General features: G+C 71.9%; 16 protein-coding genes. 9 read left to right on the forward strand and 7 right to left on the reverse strand.

Translation table 11 applies throughout. The features are described 5' to 3' along the window. Positions 1 to 10 precede the first annotated feature (10 nt). The 6 genes from ELQ40_RS00930 to ELQ40_RS00955 all read left to right on the forward strand — a co-directional run bounded on the left by ELQ40_RS00930 (position 11) and on the right by ELQ40_RS00955 (position 6,179). Positions 11 to 1,294 (forward strand): ABC transporter substrate-binding protein, encoded by a 1,284-nt coding sequence (locus ELQ40_RS00930; protein WP_127791983.1) that lies wholly within the window; start codon positions 11 to 13, stop codon positions 1,292 to 1,294. Between the two features lie 14 nt (positions 1,295 to 1,308). Continuing rightward, a complete protein-coding gene (locus tag ELQ40_RS00935) occupies positions 1,309 to 2,277 on the forward strand; it encodes a carbohydrate ABC transporter permease (protein ID WP_127791984.1) in 969 nt (322 codons plus the stop codon). Further along, the gene (locus ELQ40_RS00940) at positions 2,267 to 3,247 is read left to right on the forward strand and encodes a carbohydrate ABC transporter permease (RefSeq protein WP_240665883.1); all 981 of its coding nucleotides are present in this window, start codon (positions 2,267 to 2,269) and stop codon (positions 3,245 to 3,247) included. Before ELQ40_RS00935 ends, ELQ40_RS00940 begins: the two co-directional genes overlap by 11 nt. Before the next feature lie 32 nt (positions 3,248 to 3,279). Then, the gene (gene hemB / locus ELQ40_RS00945; protein WP_127791985.1) at positions 3,280 to 4,275 is read left to right on the forward strand and encodes a porphobilinogen synthase; all 996 of its coding nucleotides are present in this window, start codon (positions 3,280 to 3,282) and stop codon (positions 4,273 to 4,275) included. After that, positions 4,272 to 5,591 carry a glutamate-1-semialdehyde 2,1-aminomutase gene (gene hemL, locus ELQ40_RS00950; protein WP_127791986.1) on the forward strand — a complete coding sequence of 440 codons (1,320 nt, stop codon included), beginning with the start codon at positions 4,272 to 4,274 and terminating at the stop codon, positions 5,589 to 5,591. The genes hemB and hemL overlap by 4 nt, the downstream gene beginning before the upstream one ends. Positions 5,592 to 5,792: 201 nt before the next feature. Further along, positions 5,793 to 6,179: a hypothetical protein gene (locus ELQ40_RS00955; protein WP_127791987.1), complete on the forward strand. Its 387-nt coding sequence runs from the start codon at positions 5,793 to 5,795 to the stop codon at positions 6,177 to 6,179. A gap of 24 nt (positions 6,180 to 6,203) precedes the next feature. Here the strand turns inward: ELQ40_RS00955 and ELQ40_RS00960 are convergent, their stop codons facing one another. The 5 genes from ELQ40_RS00960 to ELQ40_RS00980 all read right to left on the reverse strand — a co-directional run bounded on the left by ELQ40_RS00960 (position 6,204) and on the right by ELQ40_RS00980 (position 10,425). Beyond that, positions 6,204 to 6,593 carry a DUF1304 domain-containing protein gene (locus tag ELQ40_RS00960; RefSeq protein ID WP_127791988.1) on the reverse strand — a complete coding sequence of 130 codons (390 nt, stop codon included), beginning with the start codon at positions 6,591 to 6,593 and terminating at the stop codon, positions 6,204 to 6,206. Between the two features lie 9 nt (positions 6,594 to 6,602). Further along, positions 6,603 to 7,799 (reverse strand): winged helix DNA-binding domain-containing protein, encoded by a 1,197-nt coding sequence (locus ELQ40_RS00965; RefSeq protein ID WP_127791989.1) that lies wholly within the window; start codon positions 7,797 to 7,799, stop codon positions 6,603 to 6,605. Further along, the gene (locus ELQ40_RS00970; RefSeq protein ID WP_127791990.1) at positions 7,799 to 8,635 is read right to left on the reverse strand and encodes an ABC transporter permease subunit; all 837 of its coding nucleotides are present in this window, start codon (positions 8,633 to 8,635) and stop codon (positions 7,799 to 7,801) included. Before ELQ40_RS00970 ends, ELQ40_RS00965 begins: the two co-directional genes overlap by 1 nt. Next, on the reverse strand, positions 8,635 to 9,531 hold the full coding sequence (locus tag ELQ40_RS00975) for an ATP-binding cassette domain-containing protein (RefSeq protein ID WP_127791991.1): 897 nt from the start codon (positions 9,529 to 9,531) through the stop codon (positions 8,635 to 8,637). Before ELQ40_RS00975 ends, ELQ40_RS00970 begins: the two co-directional genes overlap by 1 nt. Before the next feature lie 99 nt (positions 9,532 to 9,630). Continuing rightward, positions 9,631 to 10,425 (reverse strand): isocitrate lyase/phosphoenolpyruvate mutase family protein, encoded by a 795-nt coding sequence (locus ELQ40_RS00980; protein ID WP_127791992.1) that lies wholly within the window; start codon positions 10,423 to 10,425, stop codon positions 9,631 to 9,633. A gap of 59 nt (positions 10,426 to 10,484) precedes the next feature. Here ELQ40_RS00980 and ELQ40_RS00985 point away from each other — a divergent pair, with 59 nt between their 5' ends. Next, positions 10,485 to 11,429, forward strand: coding sequence for an LssY C-terminal domain-containing protein (locus ELQ40_RS00985; RefSeq protein WP_127791993.1), 945 nt, complete (start codon positions 10,485 to 10,487; stop codon positions 11,427 to 11,429). Further along, positions 11,426 to 11,992, forward strand: a complete 567-nt coding sequence (locus ELQ40_RS00990) for a hypothetical protein (RefSeq protein ID WP_127791994.1) — start codon at positions 11,426 to 11,428, stop codon at positions 11,990 to 11,992. The genes ELQ40_RS00985 and ELQ40_RS00990 overlap by 4 nt, the downstream gene beginning before the upstream one ends. Here the strand turns inward: ELQ40_RS00990 and ELQ40_RS00995 are convergent. Together ELQ40_RS00995 and ELQ40_RS01000 are read right to left on the reverse strand one after the other, a co-directional pair. Next, on the reverse strand, positions 11,989 to 12,957 hold the full coding sequence (locus ELQ40_RS00995; protein WP_127791995.1) for an SIS domain-containing protein: 969 nt from the start codon (positions 12,955 to 12,957) through the stop codon (positions 11,989 to 11,991). The genes ELQ40_RS00990 and ELQ40_RS00995 overlap by 4 nt on opposite strands. Next, positions 12,921 to 14,102 carry a hypothetical protein gene (locus tag ELQ40_RS01000; RefSeq protein ID WP_127791996.1) on the reverse strand — a complete coding sequence of 394 codons (1,182 nt, stop codon included), beginning with the start codon at positions 14,100 to 14,102 and terminating at the stop codon, positions 12,921 to 12,923. Before ELQ40_RS01000 ends, ELQ40_RS00995 begins: the two co-directional genes overlap by 37 nt. Positions 14,103 to 14,218: 116 nt before the next feature. On the opposite strand from ELQ40_RS01000, the gene ELQ40_RS01005 reads away from it, so the two are divergent. Next, a complete protein-coding gene (locus ELQ40_RS01005; RefSeq protein WP_127791997.1) occupies positions 14,219 to 15,319 on the forward strand; it encodes a spermidine/putrescine ABC transporter substrate-binding protein in 1,101 nt (366 codons plus the stop codon). Position 15,320: the final 1 nt, after the last annotated feature.

The following is a 15,320-nucleotide window of genomic DNA, read 5'->3' on the forward strand; positions in this document are numbered from 1 at the left end:
GAGAACGCACATGAGATCAGCAAAGGTGCTGACGGGCCTCGGGCTCGCCGCGGTCACCGCACTCGGGCTCGCCGCCTGCTCCGGCGGCAGCGCCCCCGAGACCCCTGCGTCCGACATCGAACTGCGCATGACGGTCTGGACCTCGAACGAGGACCACCTGGCGCTGTTCGACTCGATCGCCGACGCGTACATGGAGGACCACCCCGAGGTCACCGGGATCACGTTCGATCCCCTCCCGTTCGAGGACTACACCACCACGCTCACGACCCAGGTCGCGGGCGGGAGCGCGCCCGACCTCGCATGGATCCTCGAGAACGCGGCGCCCGACTTCGTCCAGTCGGGGGCGCTGCTCCCGCTCGACGACACGCTGTCGGCCGACCCGGACTACGGCTTCGACGACCTGTCGGAGAGCGCCACCGCGCTCTGGCACGACGACTCCGGATCGCTCGTCGCGTATCCGTTCTCGACTTCGCCGTTCGTGATGTTCGCGAACGACGACCTGCTGAAGCAGGCCGGCCTGCCGACCGCCGCAGAGATGCAGGCGAACGGCGACTGGAACTGGGACGCCGTGTCGGATGCCGGTGCCGCGGTGCACTCGTCGACGGGCAAGGCCGGATTCGTCATCCGCGACTTCGACTACACGACGTGGGACAACCTCGCGTCGGTGTGGATGGGTTGGGGCGCGGCGCCTTGGAGCGAGGACGGCGCGACGTGCACGTTCGACTCGCCCGAGATGGTCGAGGCGTTCGAGTTCCTCCACGACGCCGCGTTCGCGAAGCAGTCGATGCCGGGGCCCGGCACGACGGCCGACTTCTTCGCCGGCGAGTCCGCGTTCACGGTGACCCAGATCTCGCGCGCGTCGCTGCTGAAGGGCGACTTCGCGTGGAACCTGCTGCCGCTGCCCGAGGGACCCGAGGGCGAGTACTCGATGATCGGGCAGGCCGGCATCGGCGTCCTCGCCGACGGCGCCGACGCCCAGGCCGCTGCCGACTTCCTCGCGTTCTTCACGAACCCCGAGAACTCGGAGCAGCTCGCCCAGTACTTCCCGCCGCCCCGCGAGTCGCAGCTGAACACCGAGACGCTCGCTGCGACCAACCCGACGCTCACGCCCGAGCAGATCGAGGACGTCGTGATCCCCGGCATCCAGACCGGCGTCGTCCGGCCCAGCCACACCGACTCGGCCGAGATCGGCCAGGAGGTGCGCAGTGCGCTCGACGCGCTCTGGGTCGCCGACGCCGACATCCCGGGCACCCTCGGCGACGTCTGCACCGCCATCGACCCCCTGCTGGGCTAGGAAGGCACCACCCCATGGCCGACGCCACCACGATCCCGGGCCGGGCCGCAACCCGGCCCGGGGTCGCCCGAACCGGCGGGCAGCCGCCGCGCCGACGGCGACCGCCGGCGTACGCGCGCCGCGACGCGCTGACCGGGTACCTCTTCATCGCGCCCCAATTGGCGGGCATCGTGCTCTTCGTGCTCGTGCCGCTCGCGCTCGTCGTCTGGTACTCGTTCAACGAGTGGAACGTGCTCGCCGGGACCTTCCGGTTCGTCGGCACCGAGAACTTCGAGAAGCTCCTCGCCGATCCGAAGCTCGCACCCGTGCTGTCGGCGACGGGCGTGTTCTCCGCCGGCCTGGTCGTGTTCAACCTCGCCCTCGCCCTTCTCCTCGCCGTGATGCTGAACCGCAGGGTGCGCGGGATCACCGTCTTCCGCACGATCTTCTTCTCGCCGGTCGTGGTGTCCCTGGTCGCGTGGACCATCGTGTGGTCGTTCCTCCTGCAGGACAACGGCGGCATCAACGGACTGCTCCAGGTGATCGGCGTCGACGGCCCGAACTGGCTGCGCGAGGGCCCGACGGCGATGGCCGCGGTGATCGTCGTGCAGGTGTTCAAGAACGTCGGCCTCAACATGGTGCTCTTCCTCGCCGCGCTCCAGGGCGTGCCGCAGGAGGTGCAGGAGGCCGCGCGCGTCGACGGGGCATCCGACCGCCAGTTGTTCTGGCGCATCACCGTCCCGCTGATCTCGCCGACCATCCTCCTGACCTCGATCATCACGATCGTCGGGTCGCTGCAGGTGTATGCGCAGATCGCGGTGCTCACGCAGGGAGGGCCGGGGATCTCGACCACCGTGCTCGTCTACTACCTGGTGCAGCAGGCGTTCGACTTCCACCACTTCGGCTACGGCTCGACGCTCGCGCTCCTCCTGTTCGCGATCGTGCTGGTGCTGACGATCCTGCAGTGGCAACTCCGTCGGAGGTGGGTCTTCTATGAGAACTGAGGCCATGGTGCGCAATCCCGAACGTCCCGAGGGCGCCGCCCGGCACGCGGTCGACGTCGTCGTCCCTCCCGTGGTCGAGGTCGACGCCGCGCTCGCCCGACCGCGCGCGCCGCGGCCCGTCGGCCGGCGCAGGCCGGCCGGGAGCCCGTGGCGGCGGGTGCTCTTCTTCGGTGCGCTCTCGGTGCTCGCGGTCCCGTTCGTCTTCCCGACCTGGTGGATGATCACCTCGTCCCTCAAGCCGATCAACGAGATCTTCGCGTTCCCGCCGGAGCTGTGGCCGTCGAACCCGACGCTCGACGGCTACGTCGAGGCGTTCACCGCCCAGCCGTTCGCGCAGCAGTACTTCAACTCGATGTACATCGCGATCCTCGTGACCGCGGGCACGATGCTGTGCTCGGCGATGGCCGGGTACGCGTTCGCCCGCATCCGGTTCCGGGGCCAGGGGGTGCTGTTCCTGGTGGTGCTGACCGGGCTGCTGATCCCGTCCGAGGTCACGATCGTGCCGCTGTTCCAGATGTTCAACGCGTGGGGGATGATCGACACCCACTGGCCGCTGATCCTCGTCAGCACCTTCGGCGCCCCGAGCGTGCTGGCGACCTTCATCATGCGGCAGTTCTTCATCACGCTGCCGGTCGAGCTCGAGGAGGCGGCCCGCATCGACGGCCTCGGGCGCTGGCGCATCTTCTGGAGCATCGCGCTGCCGCTGAGCCGGTCGGCGCTCGCCGCGGTCGCGATCTTCACGTTCCTGCACGTGTGGAACCTCTACCTCGAGCCGACCGTGTACCTGCAGACGCCCGAGCTGTTCACGCTGCCGCAGGCGCTGACCCGATACACCGACGCCTACGGCGGCGAGATGTGGAACACGCAGCTGGCCGCCGCGACGCTCACCGCGCTGCCCGTGCTGGTGGTGTTCGTGTTCGCACAGAAGCAGTTCGTCGAGGGCCTCGCGCAGACGGGGCTCAAGGGCTGAGGCGGCCCTCAGCCGGCGCGACGTAGGCTGTCATGGTGACTTCCGCGCCTCGCGTCCGCCCCCGCCGTCTGCGCGAGACCCCGGCCCTGCGCCGCCTGGTCTCCGAGACCCGCCTGCACGCCGCCGACCTCGTGCTCCCCGTCTTCGTGCGCGAGGGCATCACCGAGCCGCTGCCGATCGCGTCGATGCCGGGCGTCGTGCAGCACTCGCTCGAGAGCCTGCGCACGGCCATCGACGAGGCGGCCGCGGTCGGCGTCGGCGGGGTCATGCTGTTCGGCGTCCCCGAGCGGCGCGATGCGCGCGGCTCCGGGGCCACCGATCCCGACGGCATCCTCAACGTCGCGACCCGGGTCGCGGTCGAGGCGGCGGCCGGCCGGCTGGTGGTGCAGACCGACCTGTGCCTCGACGAGTTCACCGACCACGGCCACTGCGGGGTGCTCGACGACGTGGGGCGTGTCGACAACGACCGCACGCTGGAGCGCTACGTCGCGATGGGCCTCGAGCAGGCCCGCGCGGGCTCCGAGGTCCTCGGCCTGTCGGGCATGATGGACGGCCAGGTGGCCGCGGTGCGCGAGGCGCTCGACGACGCCGGGTTCGAGCGCACCGCGATCCTCGCCTACTCGGCGAAGTACGCGAGCGCGTTCTACGGACCCTTCCGCGACGCGGTCGAGTCGACGCTCGAGGGCGACCGTCGCACCTATCAGCTCGACCCCGGCAACCGCCGCGAGGGCCTGCGCGAAGCCGTCATCGACATCGAGGAGGGTGCCGACATCGTCATGGTGAAGCCGGCGGGCAGCTACCTCGACGTGCTCGCCGACGTGGCCGCGGCATCCGACGTGCCGGTCTGGGCGTACCAGGTGTCGGGCGAGTACGCCATGATCGAAGCCGCCGCGGCCCACGGGTGGATCGACCGGAAGCGCGCCGTCATCGAGTCGGTCCGCGGCATCCGCCGCGCCGGCGCCGACGCCGTGCTCACCTACTGGGCGACCGAGCTCGCCGGCTGGATCCGCAACGGAGACGACGCATGACCCCCACGAACGCCGACCTCTTCGCCCGCGCGCAGGCCGCGATCCCCGGCGGGGTGAACTCGCCGGTGCGGGCGTTCCGCTCGGTGGGCGGCACGCCGCGGTTCCTCGTCTCGGCGCACGGACCGTACGTCGTCGACGCCGAGGGGCGCGAGTACGTCGACCTCGTCGCCGGGTGGGGTCCCGCGATCCTCGGGCACGCCGATGCTCGGGTCATCGAGGCGGTGACGGATGCCGCGGCGCGCGGCCTCTCGTTCGGTGCGTCGACCCCCGCCGAGACCGAGCTGGCCGAGCTCGTCGAGCAGCGCGTCGGCCCCGTCGAGAAGCTCCGGCTCGTGTCGACCGGCACCGAGGCGACGATGAGCGCGATCCGCCTGGCCCGCGGGTTCACCGGCCGCGACCTGCTCGTCAAGTTCGCCGGGCACTACCACGGGCACTCCGACGGCCTGCTCGCCGAGGCCGGGTCGGGCCTCGCCACGTTCGCGCTGCCGGGCTCCGCGGGCGTGCCCGCCGACATCGCCGCCCTCACGCTCGTGCTGCCGTACAACGACCTCGACGCCGTGCGCGCGGCGTTCGCCGAGCACGGCGACCGCATCGCCGCCGTGATCGTCGAGGCCGCGGCGGCGAACATGGGCGTCGTGCCGCCGCTGCCGGGCTTCAACCGTGCGCTCGTCGAACTCGCCCGCGCGAACGGCTCGCTCGTCATCAGCGACGAGGTGCTGACGGGGTTCCGGGTGTCCGAGGCCGGCTGGTGGGGGCTCGAGGCCCGCGACGAGGCATCCGAGTACACGCCCGACCTGCTCACGTTCGGGAAGGTGATCGGCGGCGGCATGCCCGTCGCCGCCCTCGGCGGCCGCGCCGAGGTCATGGACCGGCTCGCGCCGCTCGGCCCCGTCTACCAGGCGGGCACGCTGAGCGGGAACCCGGTCGCCGTCGCGGCCGGCGTCGCGACGCTGCGCGCAGCGGATGCCTCCGTCTACGCCACGCTCGACCGCAATGCCGAGGCCGTCTCGGAGGCCGTGTCCGAGGCGCTCGCCGCCGAGGGCGTCGCGCACGCCGTGCAGCGCGCGGGCAACCTGTTCAGCTTCGTGTTCGGCGAGGAGGTCTCCGGCGGCGTCGCGGACTACGCGGGCGTGCAGCGCCAAGAGGCGTTCCGCTACGCACCGTTCTTCCACGCGATGCTCGACGCGGGCGTCTCGCTGCCGCCGAGCGTCTTCGAGGCATGGTTCGTGACGGCCGCGCACGACGACCTCGCGATCGATCGCATCGTCGACGCGCTGCCCGCGGCCGCGCGCGCCGCGGCATCCGCTCGCCGCTAGCATCCGCTCGCCGCTCCCGCCCGCCCAGGTTCGGATGAGCGCGCGGAGTTCGGATGATTCAGCGCGGATGCTCCGAGGTTCGTGTGATCCTCCGGGGCTTGCGCGCGTAGAGCGCGTGGCGCCGGGCAATGCGTCCGGTTACGTGCATGCGGATGCATGGCGTGCAGGTTGCGCCCGCGCCGATGAGGCAGGATGGGGGACATGGCGAAGCTGCGGGTCCACTCCGACCGGATCGAGGTGCAACTCACCCCGACCGAGAAGACGCTCGCGCTGCGCGGAGACGATCTCGTCATCCAGCGCGAGGACATCCGCTCCGCCACCATCACCGACGACCCGTGGATCTGGATCCGCGGCATCCGCCGGCGGGGCACCGAGGTGCCGCTCGTCGTCGCCGTCGGCGTGTGGAAGTACCACGGGGGCAGCGACTTCGTCATCGTGAAGGGCAAGCGGCAGGCCGTCGTGCTCGAGCTCGCCGGCGGCGAGTTCGCGCGGCTCATCATCTCGACGAACCACGCGGGTGCACTGATCGACCGGCTGAAGGTCGACCCTGCGGCAGACGGGCCGGATGCCGCGGAGGCGTCCGACTGACGCGACCGCCCAGGCGAACGCCGCTCAGGCGAACGCGAAGAGCACGAACCCGATGAGCGGCAGGGTGCCCTGTACGAGTGCGGGCCTGAGGTATCCGCGGCCGGTCGTCGTCAGCACCGCGGCCGCGAGCGCCATGCAGGCGGTCGTGAAGAGCACGAGCGTCTTGCCGACCGGCGCGGCACCGGCCCAGAAGAGCACCAGGCCGAGGGCGGCGCCGATGCCGAGGAACAGGTTGTAGAAGCCCTGGTTGTACGCCATGGGTCGCGTCGTGTCGGCGGCGGACTGGTCGGCGACGCCGAATCGCTTCCACGTCGAGGGCCGGGTCCACCAGACGCTCTCCATCAGGAAGATGTACCCGTGCAGCAGCGCGGCGAGGGCGACGACGACGGTGCCGATGACGGCGATGACGGCCATGGCGCGATGCTACAGCGGCGTGACCGGGTCGACCTCGACGGCGACCGGCACGCCGAGGAACGCCTCGACCTCGGCGATCACCGCGTCGCGCGATTCCAGTTCTCGGGCGGACGGCCCGCGCCACGGCACGATGCGCAGCGTGGTGCGCCGACCCTGCTGGGTCCACGCCCAGCGGCCGATCATCGTGCCGCCCGCGAACATCGCGTGCAGCGGGAACTCGGGGATGACCGGACTCTCGATGCCCGGCGGCTGCAGGTACGCGCGAGGGCTGGCGTAGCCCATGATGTACTCGTCGTACGCCTGGAGCAGGTCGACCCGTTCGGGATCGTCGTCGGATGCCTCGGCGTCGCGCTCGCGCGCGCTCCACGCCGCGGCGACGGATGCGTCGTGCCAGAGGTCGTCCGCACCAGCGGCGCCGACGGCCCCGGACTCGGCGTCGAGCGCGAGTCGTTCGATGCGCCCGCCGGTGCGATCGGCCGCGTCCGCGAGCGCGGCGCGCACGTCGCGCAGCGTGAACCCCGACCAGGCCGACAGGTCCCGCGCCGACGCGGGCCCACGGGTCAGCAGGAATCGTTCGGCGAGTTCGGCGAGTGCGTCGTCGAGTGGGCGCGGCGCCGACGGCGGCACGCGTTCGTCGAAGGCGGCGTAGGTCCGCTGCTTCCCGACGGATGCTCCCGAGATGAGCACGCGGTCGAGTTCGGCGCGGATGAGCAGGAACACCATCGCGCCGCCCGGCCAGCCCTGGCCGTCGAGCACTTCGGCCAGTTCAGCGCGCGTGCGGTGGCGTCCACCGGCGACGGCTTCGGCGAACGCGTCGAGCGCGCGCGCCGCGCGTTCGCCCTCGATGCCGTATCGCCGTTCGTAGGTCGCCTGGATGCGGCCGACACGAGGAGCGGATGCCTCGAGCAGCCAGCGCGCGTCGGCCGGGTCGACGTGATGCCAGGTCGGGCGCAGGACGTGGGTGCGCAGGATCTCACCGCGGTCGATGGCGGCACCGACCGAGGCCCCGTCGGGCCGGTCCGCGAGCGGCAGCCGCTGGGCGAGACCCCACTGCGACGGCAGGTACTCCTGGCCCTGCACGGCGAGCGACCGACGCACGACGTCGGCGGGGGTCGACGGGGGACCGGATGCCGCGGCCGGGGCATCCGTTCCCGAACGCAGCCCCTGCGCGAAGAGCCGGCGCGAGCGGAGCTCGGCGGCATCCACTACGACACGTCCCTCCGCCAGGTCGTCGCGCCGCCGATCACGGTCAGGACCACGGCGATGCCGGCGAGCACGAGTCCGCCCTGCCACCACTCGAGCGGGTCGACGCCGGACCCGCCGGCCGACGCGGCGAGCGTGTAGAACGATGCTCCGACGAGGGCGTCGCTCGCCGCCCCGGGCAGGAACCGGCCGATCTGCGCGGTCGGCTCCGACAGGGCGGCGATGAACCGCAGCACCGGTTCGAGGAACTGCGTGAACGCGATGACGATCACGATCGCGGCGACCTGGTTGGGAACGACGGCGCCCAATCCGACGCCGATCGCCCCCCAGAGCGCCATCGCGAGGATGCCGCGGCCGATGAGCGCCCACGTGTCGGAAGAGTCGAGCCCGGCGTCGATGCCCCAGGCTGCGAGGGCGCCGGATGCGGCGGCCACCGTGCCGACGAACGCGACGACGCCGAACGCGGCGCCGAGCACGAGTTGCGACACGAACTTCGCCCCGAGCACGGTGCTGCGGTGCGGGGTGGCGAGGAACGTCGGCGTCAGCGTCTGGTGCCGGAACTCGCCCGTCACCGCGAGCGCGCCCAGCAGCACCGGGAACACGTAGCCGATCGACGTGGCGAAGCTGAAGAGCAGCGAGCCGAGGTCGGCGCCCGATGGCACCGGGCCGGTGGTGGTGGTGCCCGCCTGCGCCGCAGCCTCGGGGTCGTCCGTGATCCAGCCGAAGAACGCTCCGAGGCCGCCGGCCAGCGCGGCGACGTAGACGAACATCAGGATGGCGAGCAGCCACCACATGCGGGTGGTGAAGACCTTCTGGAACTCGGCGGCGATCGCGCGCATCACTCCTCGCCTCCGCCCACGAGCGAGAGGAACGACTCCTCGAGTCCGGATTTCAGGCGATGCAGGCTCGACACCTCGACGCCGCCGACGAACGCCGCATGGCCGACCTTCGCCGGGTCGGGTTCGTCGACGATGAACCCGTTGCGGCCCTCGGTCGCGTCGAGTCCGGCCGTCTCGAGGGCGGCACGCAGTGCGTCGCGGTCGGGGGAGTCGACGATCGTGCGCGGCGCCGCGTCGAGCTCCAGGCTCGCCAGCGTCCCGGTCTTCACGAGCCGGCCCCTCGAGATGATGACCACGTCGTCGACCGATTGCTGCACCTCGCTCAGCAGGTGGGAGCTCACGAGCACCGTGCGTCCCTCGGCGGCGAGGTTGCGCAGGAACACGCGGATCCACTTGATGCCCTCGGGGTCGAGGCCGTTGATGGGCTCGTCGAGCACGAGCACGCCGGGGTCGCCGAGCAGCGTGTACGCGAGCGAGAGGCGCTGGCGCATGCCGAGCGAGAAGCCGCCGACGCGGCGCCCGGCGAACTCGGTGAGGCCGACCGTCCCGAGCACCTCGGGAACGCGGGACGCGGCGATGCCCGCAGCGGTCGCGTACACCGCGAGATGTGCATGCGCCGTGCGTCCTGGGTGGAAGTTCGCGTCGAGCGCGGCCCCGACGGTCTCGAGCGGGCGTTCGAGGGCGCCGTACGCGGTGCCGCCGAACGTCGCGGACCCCTCCGTCGCTCGCACGAGGCCGAGCAGGGTCCGCAGGGTCGTCGTCTTGCCCGCGCCGTTGGGCCCGAGGAACCCGGTGACGCGTCCGGGTTCCACCGTGAAGCTCAGGTCCTCGACCGCGGTGACCGGGCCGAACCGCTTCGTGAGCCCCGAGATCTCGATGGGGATACCGCTCGCCATGCACCGCTCCGCATCCCGGGGGCGAGCCGATGCCGCGTCGGGCCGCGCCCCCGCCCGGCCCCGGCGGCCTGGCCGCCAAGGGCCACCCTAGCGCGGCGCCTAGTTCAGCGGGCGGATGCCACTCGGCAGCGCGCCCCCGGCGAGCAGGTGGATCGCGGCGTCCTCGAGCGTGCCGAGCGCGAGCCGCTGCGTCAGCGGGCCGTACGAGATGCGGGCGACGCCGAGGTGCTGGAGCCGCCCGGGCGTCGGGAGGTGCGGGAACCCGATGACGCTCAGTCGCTGCTCGCCGAGTTCGGCGACGAGGGCCTCGACGACGTCCTCGCCGAAGTTCCCCGGCACGAAGACGCTCGTCGCGCCGACGTCGAGGAACGCGCGGCCGCGCTCGGCGGCGTCGGCGACGACCTCCTCGATCGGGCGGTCGCCGCCCCGCACGAACGCGTCGGTGCGGGCGTTGAGCGCGAACGGCACCCCCTCGGCCTCGGCGGCTTCGACGGCCGCGCGCATGACGGCGACCGACTCGTCGAACGGACGCATCCGGTCTTCGATGTTCGCGCCGACGATGCCGACGCCGATCGCGCGACGGATCGTCTCGCCGGCGTCGCCGTGTCCGTCGTCGAGGTCGGCCGAGACCGGCACATCGACCGCGGCGGCGATGCGACCGACCATGTCGAGCATGAGGTCCAGCGGGATCTCCCCATCGGGGTAGCCGAATGTCGCCGCGATCGAGTGGCCCGCGGTCGCGAGGGCCTTCGTGCCGGGCACGCCGGCGACGACCTTCGCGCTCACGACGTCCCACACGTTCACGACCTGGAGGATCTCGGGGTCGCGGTGCAGGGCGATGAGGTCGGTGCCGAGGCGGGCGGAACGCTGCAGGTCGTCTTCGTGCTGGCTCATGACGAACGAGCCTAGGGGGTCGGGCCGTCATGAGGCGGGCCCGCGGGTAGCATGCACGCATGGTGGAACCCGGGGGAGGGGCATCCGTCGACGAGGCGGAGGCGCAGGCGCAGTCGCCGCCGCCCGTGCCGCGTCGCCGGTTCTCGGTGAACGCCGTGCTCGACGAGTTCTTCTTCGTGTTCGCCGGCCTCGCCGCGCTGTGGCTCGCCTACCTGCTCTTCAGCGAGTCGTTCACGCTCGGCTGGTGGGGCATCCTCGTGATGGTCCTGTTCTGGGTGCTCCTCGCCTACCTCGTGCTGCCGCGGCTGCATCGGGTGCTGACGACGATCTACGTGCCCGACTACTTCATGGGCCGCACGCGCACGAGCGACGGGCTGTTCGGCGATCCCGTGAACCTCGCGGTCACCGGAGACGAGGCACGCCTCCTCGCCGCGATGCAGGCCGCTGGCTGGACCCGCGCCGACGAGGTCACGCTCGCCACGAGCTGGCGCATCATCACGTCGACCGTCACCCGACGCTCTTACGACGAAGCCCCGGTGAGTCCGCTGTTCCTGTTCGGTCGCAAGCAGGACTTCGCGTTCCAGCAGGAGGTCGAGGGCAATCCGGCCAAGCGCCACCATGTGCGGTTCTGGCGGACGCCCGGCGGCTGGCTGCTCCCGGGCGGAGCGCGGGTCGACTGGCTTGCGGCGGGCACGTTCGACCGGGCGGTCGGGCTGTCGCTGTTCACCCTGCAGGTCACGCACAAGATCGACGCCGACACCGATGTCGAACGCGACCACATCGTGCGCACCCTGCGCGACTCGGATGCGTTGATCGAGATCCGCGTGCTGCGCGACTTCTCGACCGGCTACCACTCGCGCAACGGCGGCGGCGACACGATCCGCACCGACGGCGACCTGCCGGTCGTGGACGTCCGCGGCGTCACGGTGCCGCCGGCGAACGGATCGCGCGCAGCCGCACGGGCGCCCGGTGCGGCGGACGCGACGGCCGAGGTCGCCCGATGAGCGGCTCGGAGGTGGGCAAGCGGTCGGCGATGGAGCCCGCCGAGCGCCTGCTCGGCGCCGCCGAGGCGGTGCCCGACGTGGCCGCGGCGACGCGGATGCGACGCCCCGCGGCGACCACCGTGGGGGCGGTGCTGGTGCTGCTGCGGATCGTCGCCGGCGTGCTGTGGCTGTTCGCGCTCGGGGGGTCGTGGAACGAGGTGGTCCGAGAGGAACTCGGCGAGGAGGGCGCCGAACTCGACGACTTCACCCTCGGCGTCGCCTTCCTGTTCATCGCGGTGCCCGGGGTCGTGGTGCTGGTGTTCGAGGTCGTGCTCGCCGTGCTCATCTACCTCGGCGTCAACTGGCCGCGCATCGTGGTGATGCTGTTCGCGACGCTCAGCATCAGCGGATCGTTCGTGGCCTGGTGGCTCGGCGACCAGGAACTGCACCTGGACTTCACGCTCGTCACGCTCGCGCTCGACATCCTCGTCATGCTCGCGTTGTCGAGCCGGCCGGCCCGGGCGTATGCGCGGCAGCCGCGGGCGCGGAAGCGGCGAGGGCGGGTCGCGCCGGGCTCGCGCTAGGCGGCGAACCAGCGCGCAGCGACGAGCTCGAGCGGCAGGAGTTCGGCGAGCACGGCGACCGAGGCGTCGTCGTCGCCGGGGTGGCGCAGCTCGAGCTCCGCGCCGGGCAGGTCGCGGCCGATCGCCGCGAACCGCGAGCCGCGCTGCGCCATCCACCCGAGCGCCTGCGCGTCCCACGCCGAGCCGCCGAACACGATCGCGCGGTAGTCCTGGGTCTTCGTGAGGTAGACGTCGACGTGCGACCAGTCGCCAGTCTCCGAGGCGAACGCCGATCGGCGCGGAACCTCGCGCAGCATCAGCGCCGACTGTTGGGCGCTCGACAGGCGTTCGGCGGGGGCGAGCGCCCACGTGCCCATCGGGCCCGCAGCGAGGTCGGCGAGGTCGGCCAGCCACTCGCCGGATGCCTCGAGCAGGTGCGCGTTCGCCCCGGCCGCGCGGCGAAGCGCGGCCGCGTCGAACCGGTCGGCGGGCGCGGTGCCGAGCAGTTCCGCCAGCACCTCGTCGAGCACGGCGAACGTGGCGCGGAAGGTGCGGCACGCGACACCGGATGCCTCGATCCCCGCGTGCAGCGGCACCACGGCATCGGCCGCCTGCGCGAGCGCGGAGTCGGGCCGGTTGGTGATCGCGACGAGCCGGCCGGTGCCGCGATACCGCTCGACCGCGCGCAGCACCTCGACGCTGCCGCCGGTCGCGGAGACGGCGACGACGACGAGGTCGGGGGCGGCCGGCGGCAGCAGTTCGGCGCTCGCCCACTCGACGAGCACCTGCTGGCCGACCGCGCGGTAGCGCCGTGCGACGACGTCGGCGGCGTACCGGCTCGAGCCCATGCCGAGCACGAGCACACGGGCGGCGCCGAGCATCGCGAGCCGGTCCAGTCCGTCGAGGCCGGCGTCGAGCGCGTCGGCGAGGGTGCCGAGCGAGTCGGGGATCAGGTCGAGGTCGGCTCGAAAGGCGGCGGGGTCCACGGGTCCTCCGGGTGCTCGTCGGTCGATGGGTGGCGGCGGGTGATCGCCGCGTCGGGCGCGTACCGCCAGCGCGGCAGGAATCGTTCAGCGTAGCGGAGCTCGGCCACGAGCTGCTCGGCCTCGAAACCGGGGAGCAGTGCCGCGTCGAACAGGTCGGCGCGCCCGGCGCCGCCCAGCTCGGCGAGGTAGGCGGCGAGCAGGTCGGCGCGAGCCCGGTCGGCCCAGTCGAACGCGGCCGGCTCGGCGCGTTGCAGCCGCTTCTGCGCGACCGCGGCGACGAGGTCGAGCGAGACGAGCAGGTGCGCCACGTCGCGCGCTGCGGCGTCGGGCCGTTCGCGTTCGGCGGCGTCGAGCTGCGGGTCGCCGTCGAAGTCGATCACGGTGTACCTGGGGCCCGCGCCGTCACCGCCCGGCGAGCGGAGCACCTGCCCGACGTGCAGGTCGCCGTGGATCGCGAACTCGAGCCCGGGTGCGGCATCCGACAGGGAGCGGATGTCGCGCGCGAGGGAGACCGCTCGGTTGCGCAGCCGTGCCCCCTCGGCCCCCGGGGTGGCGTCGACCGCTCGGCCGAGCGCATCTTCGGCACGTGCCCGACGGCGCGTCGGGGTGTCGTCGGCCGCGGCCGCAGCATCCGTCGCGAGGGCGAGGTGCACGCGTGCGACGGCGGCGCCGAGGGTCGCCGGCCAGCCGGGATCGGACCCGCCGCCGAGTACGCCGACCGCGTCGTCGACCGCCCAGGTCCAGCCGTCCTCGGCGTCGGGCAGGAACTCGGTCACGATCGCCAGCGTCGACTCGCCGCGTTCGGGATGCCGCCAGCGCACGCTGCCGACGGTGCGCGCGACGTCGAGCGAACCCGCCGCGGTGAGTCGTTCGAGGAGGCGGGCCGCGCGGTCGGCCGCCGCCCAACTGCCGACGATCTTCACGACGAGCCGCTCGTCGACGATGACCGAGGTGTTGGTCTGGTCGACCGCGATCGCGCGTTCCCGGGCATCCGCCGCCACCGTGTCGTCGACGAGCCGCGCGAGGGCGCGCGCGACCCCGTCGCCCGCCACGGGGCGAACGCCGGCGACGCCGATGGCGCCGTCCTCGACGACCAGCGGGAGCCCCGCGATGACGGGCGACGGCCCGCGCAGCAACGAATTCATTGAACGCCGATTGTAACTATTGGGAAAACTCACCGCTAGAGCGTCCGTAGAACCATTGCGTTTCTTTGATGGCCGGTGTAACAATCTCTCAACCTTTCCGAGCCCCAGGAGGACCCATGCGTACCACCCGCCGCACTGCCGCAGCAGCGGTCGGCGCGATCAGCCTCGCCCTCATGACCGCCGCATGCTCCACGGGCGGCGGATCCGGCGAGGCGCTCGATCCCGAAGCCGACCTCAGCGAGCAGACGCTCACCGTCTCGATCTGGGCGGACTACTCGCCGGAGGACCTCGCCGAGCAGTTCGAGGAGGCCACCGGCGTCAAGACCACGATCGTGAACCACACCACGAACGAGGACATCGTCGCCAAGCTCACCGCCAGCGCCGACCCCGGCATCGACGTCGCGTTCGTCTCCGGCCAGTACGCCCAGGCGCTCGCCGAGCAGGGCCTGCTCGCCGAGCTCGACAAGTCGCTCATCCCGAACGAGGAGAACCTCTACCCCGAGGCGCTCGAACTCGCCTACGACGAGGGCAACGTCTATTCCGAGCCGTACGCGTGGGGCACCACCGGCCTCTGCTACCGACCCGACCTGACCGGCTACGACCCGACGTCGTGGAACGACCTGCTCGACCCGAAGCCCGAACTCGTCGGCAAGACCACGATGCTCTCGACCGACCGCTGGCTCGCGCTGCCGGCGCTGAAGGCCCAGGGCCACTCGGTGAACACCACCGACGACGCCGAGCTCGAGGAGGCGAAGGCCCAGCTCATCGAGACGAAGTCGACGCTCCTCGCGTACGACGACACGACGTTCTACTCGAAGCTCGTCTCGGGCGAGGCGGCCATGGTCGAGGCGTGGGACGGCTGGTGCAACTACGGCATCGCCGAGGACCCGCAGATCAAGTTCGTGGTGCCCGACGAGGGTGCCGACCTCTGGGTCGACACCATGACCGTGCTCGAGTCGTCGAAGAACAAGGAGGCCGCGATGGCCTTCATCAACTACATCCTCGACCCCGAGGTGCAGACCTGGGTCGCCGAGAACATCCTCTACAAGGTGCCCAACCAGGCGGCCATGGAGGCCCTCGACCCGTCGATCATCGAGGCGTACCCGACGCTCGGGATCACGGTCGACGAGCTGTTCGAGCAGGAGGTGATCGTCGACCTCGGCGAGGACTCGCTCAAGTACGTCGACCTGAACGCCGAAGTCCTCGCGACGAACTGAC

Source organism: Agromyces sp. LHK192, assembly GCF_004006235.1.
Lineage (GTDB): Bacteria > Actinomycetota > Actinomycetes > Actinomycetales > Microbacteriaceae > Agromyces.

Coding starts and splice junctions, on each gene's coding strand:
- ELQ40_RS00980 (WP_127791992.1), bottom strand. CDS start 10,425: ATGAGCCAGCACGAAGACGACCTGCAGCGTTCCGCCCGCCTCGGCACC.
- ELQ40_RS00930 (WP_127791983.1), top strand. CDS start 11: ATGAGATCAGCAAAGGTGCTGACGGGCCTCGGGCTCGCCGCGGTCACC.
- ELQ40_RS00955 (WP_127791987.1), top strand. CDS start 5,793: ATGGCGAAGCTGCGGGTCCACTCCGACCGGATCGAGGTGCAACTCACC.
- ELQ40_RS00985 (WP_127791993.1), top strand. CDS start 10,485: ATGGTGGAACCCGGGGGAGGGGCATCCGTCGACGAGGCGGAGGCGCAG.
- ELQ40_RS00940 (WP_240665883.1), top strand. CDS start 2,267: ATGAGAACTGAGGCCATGGTGCGCAATCCCGAACGTCCCGAGGGCGCC.
- hemB (WP_127791985.1), top strand. CDS start 3,280: ATGGTGACTTCCGCGCCTCGCGTCCGCCCCCGCCGTCTGCGCGAGACC.
- ELQ40_RS00960 (WP_127791988.1), bottom strand. CDS start 6,593: ATGGCCGTCATCGCCGTCATCGGCACCGTCGTCGTCGCCCTCGCCGCG.
- ELQ40_RS01005 (WP_127791997.1), top strand. CDS start 14,219: ATGCGTACCACCCGCCGCACTGCCGCAGCAGCGGTCGGCGCGATCAGC.
- ELQ40_RS00975 (WP_127791991.1), bottom strand. CDS start 9,531: ATGGCGAGCGGTATCCCCATCGAGATCTCGGGGCTCACGAAGCGGTTC.
- hemL (WP_127791986.1), top strand. CDS start 4,272: ATGACCCCCACGAACGCCGACCTCTTCGCCCGCGCGCAGGCCGCGATC.
- ELQ40_RS00970 (WP_127791990.1), bottom strand. CDS start 8,635: ATGCGCGCGATCGCCGCCGAGTTCCAGAAGGTCTTCACCACCCGCATG.
- ELQ40_RS00990 (WP_127791994.1), top strand. CDS start 11,426: ATGAGCGGCTCGGAGGTGGGCAAGCGGTCGGCGATGGAGCCCGCCGAG.
- ELQ40_RS00935 (WP_127791984.1), top strand. CDS start 1,309: ATGGCCGACGCCACCACGATCCCGGGCCGGGCCGCAACCCGGCCCGGG.
- ELQ40_RS01000 (WP_127791996.1), bottom strand. CDS start 14,102: ATGAATTCGTTGCTGCGCGGGCCGTCGCCCGTCATCGCGGGGCTCCCG.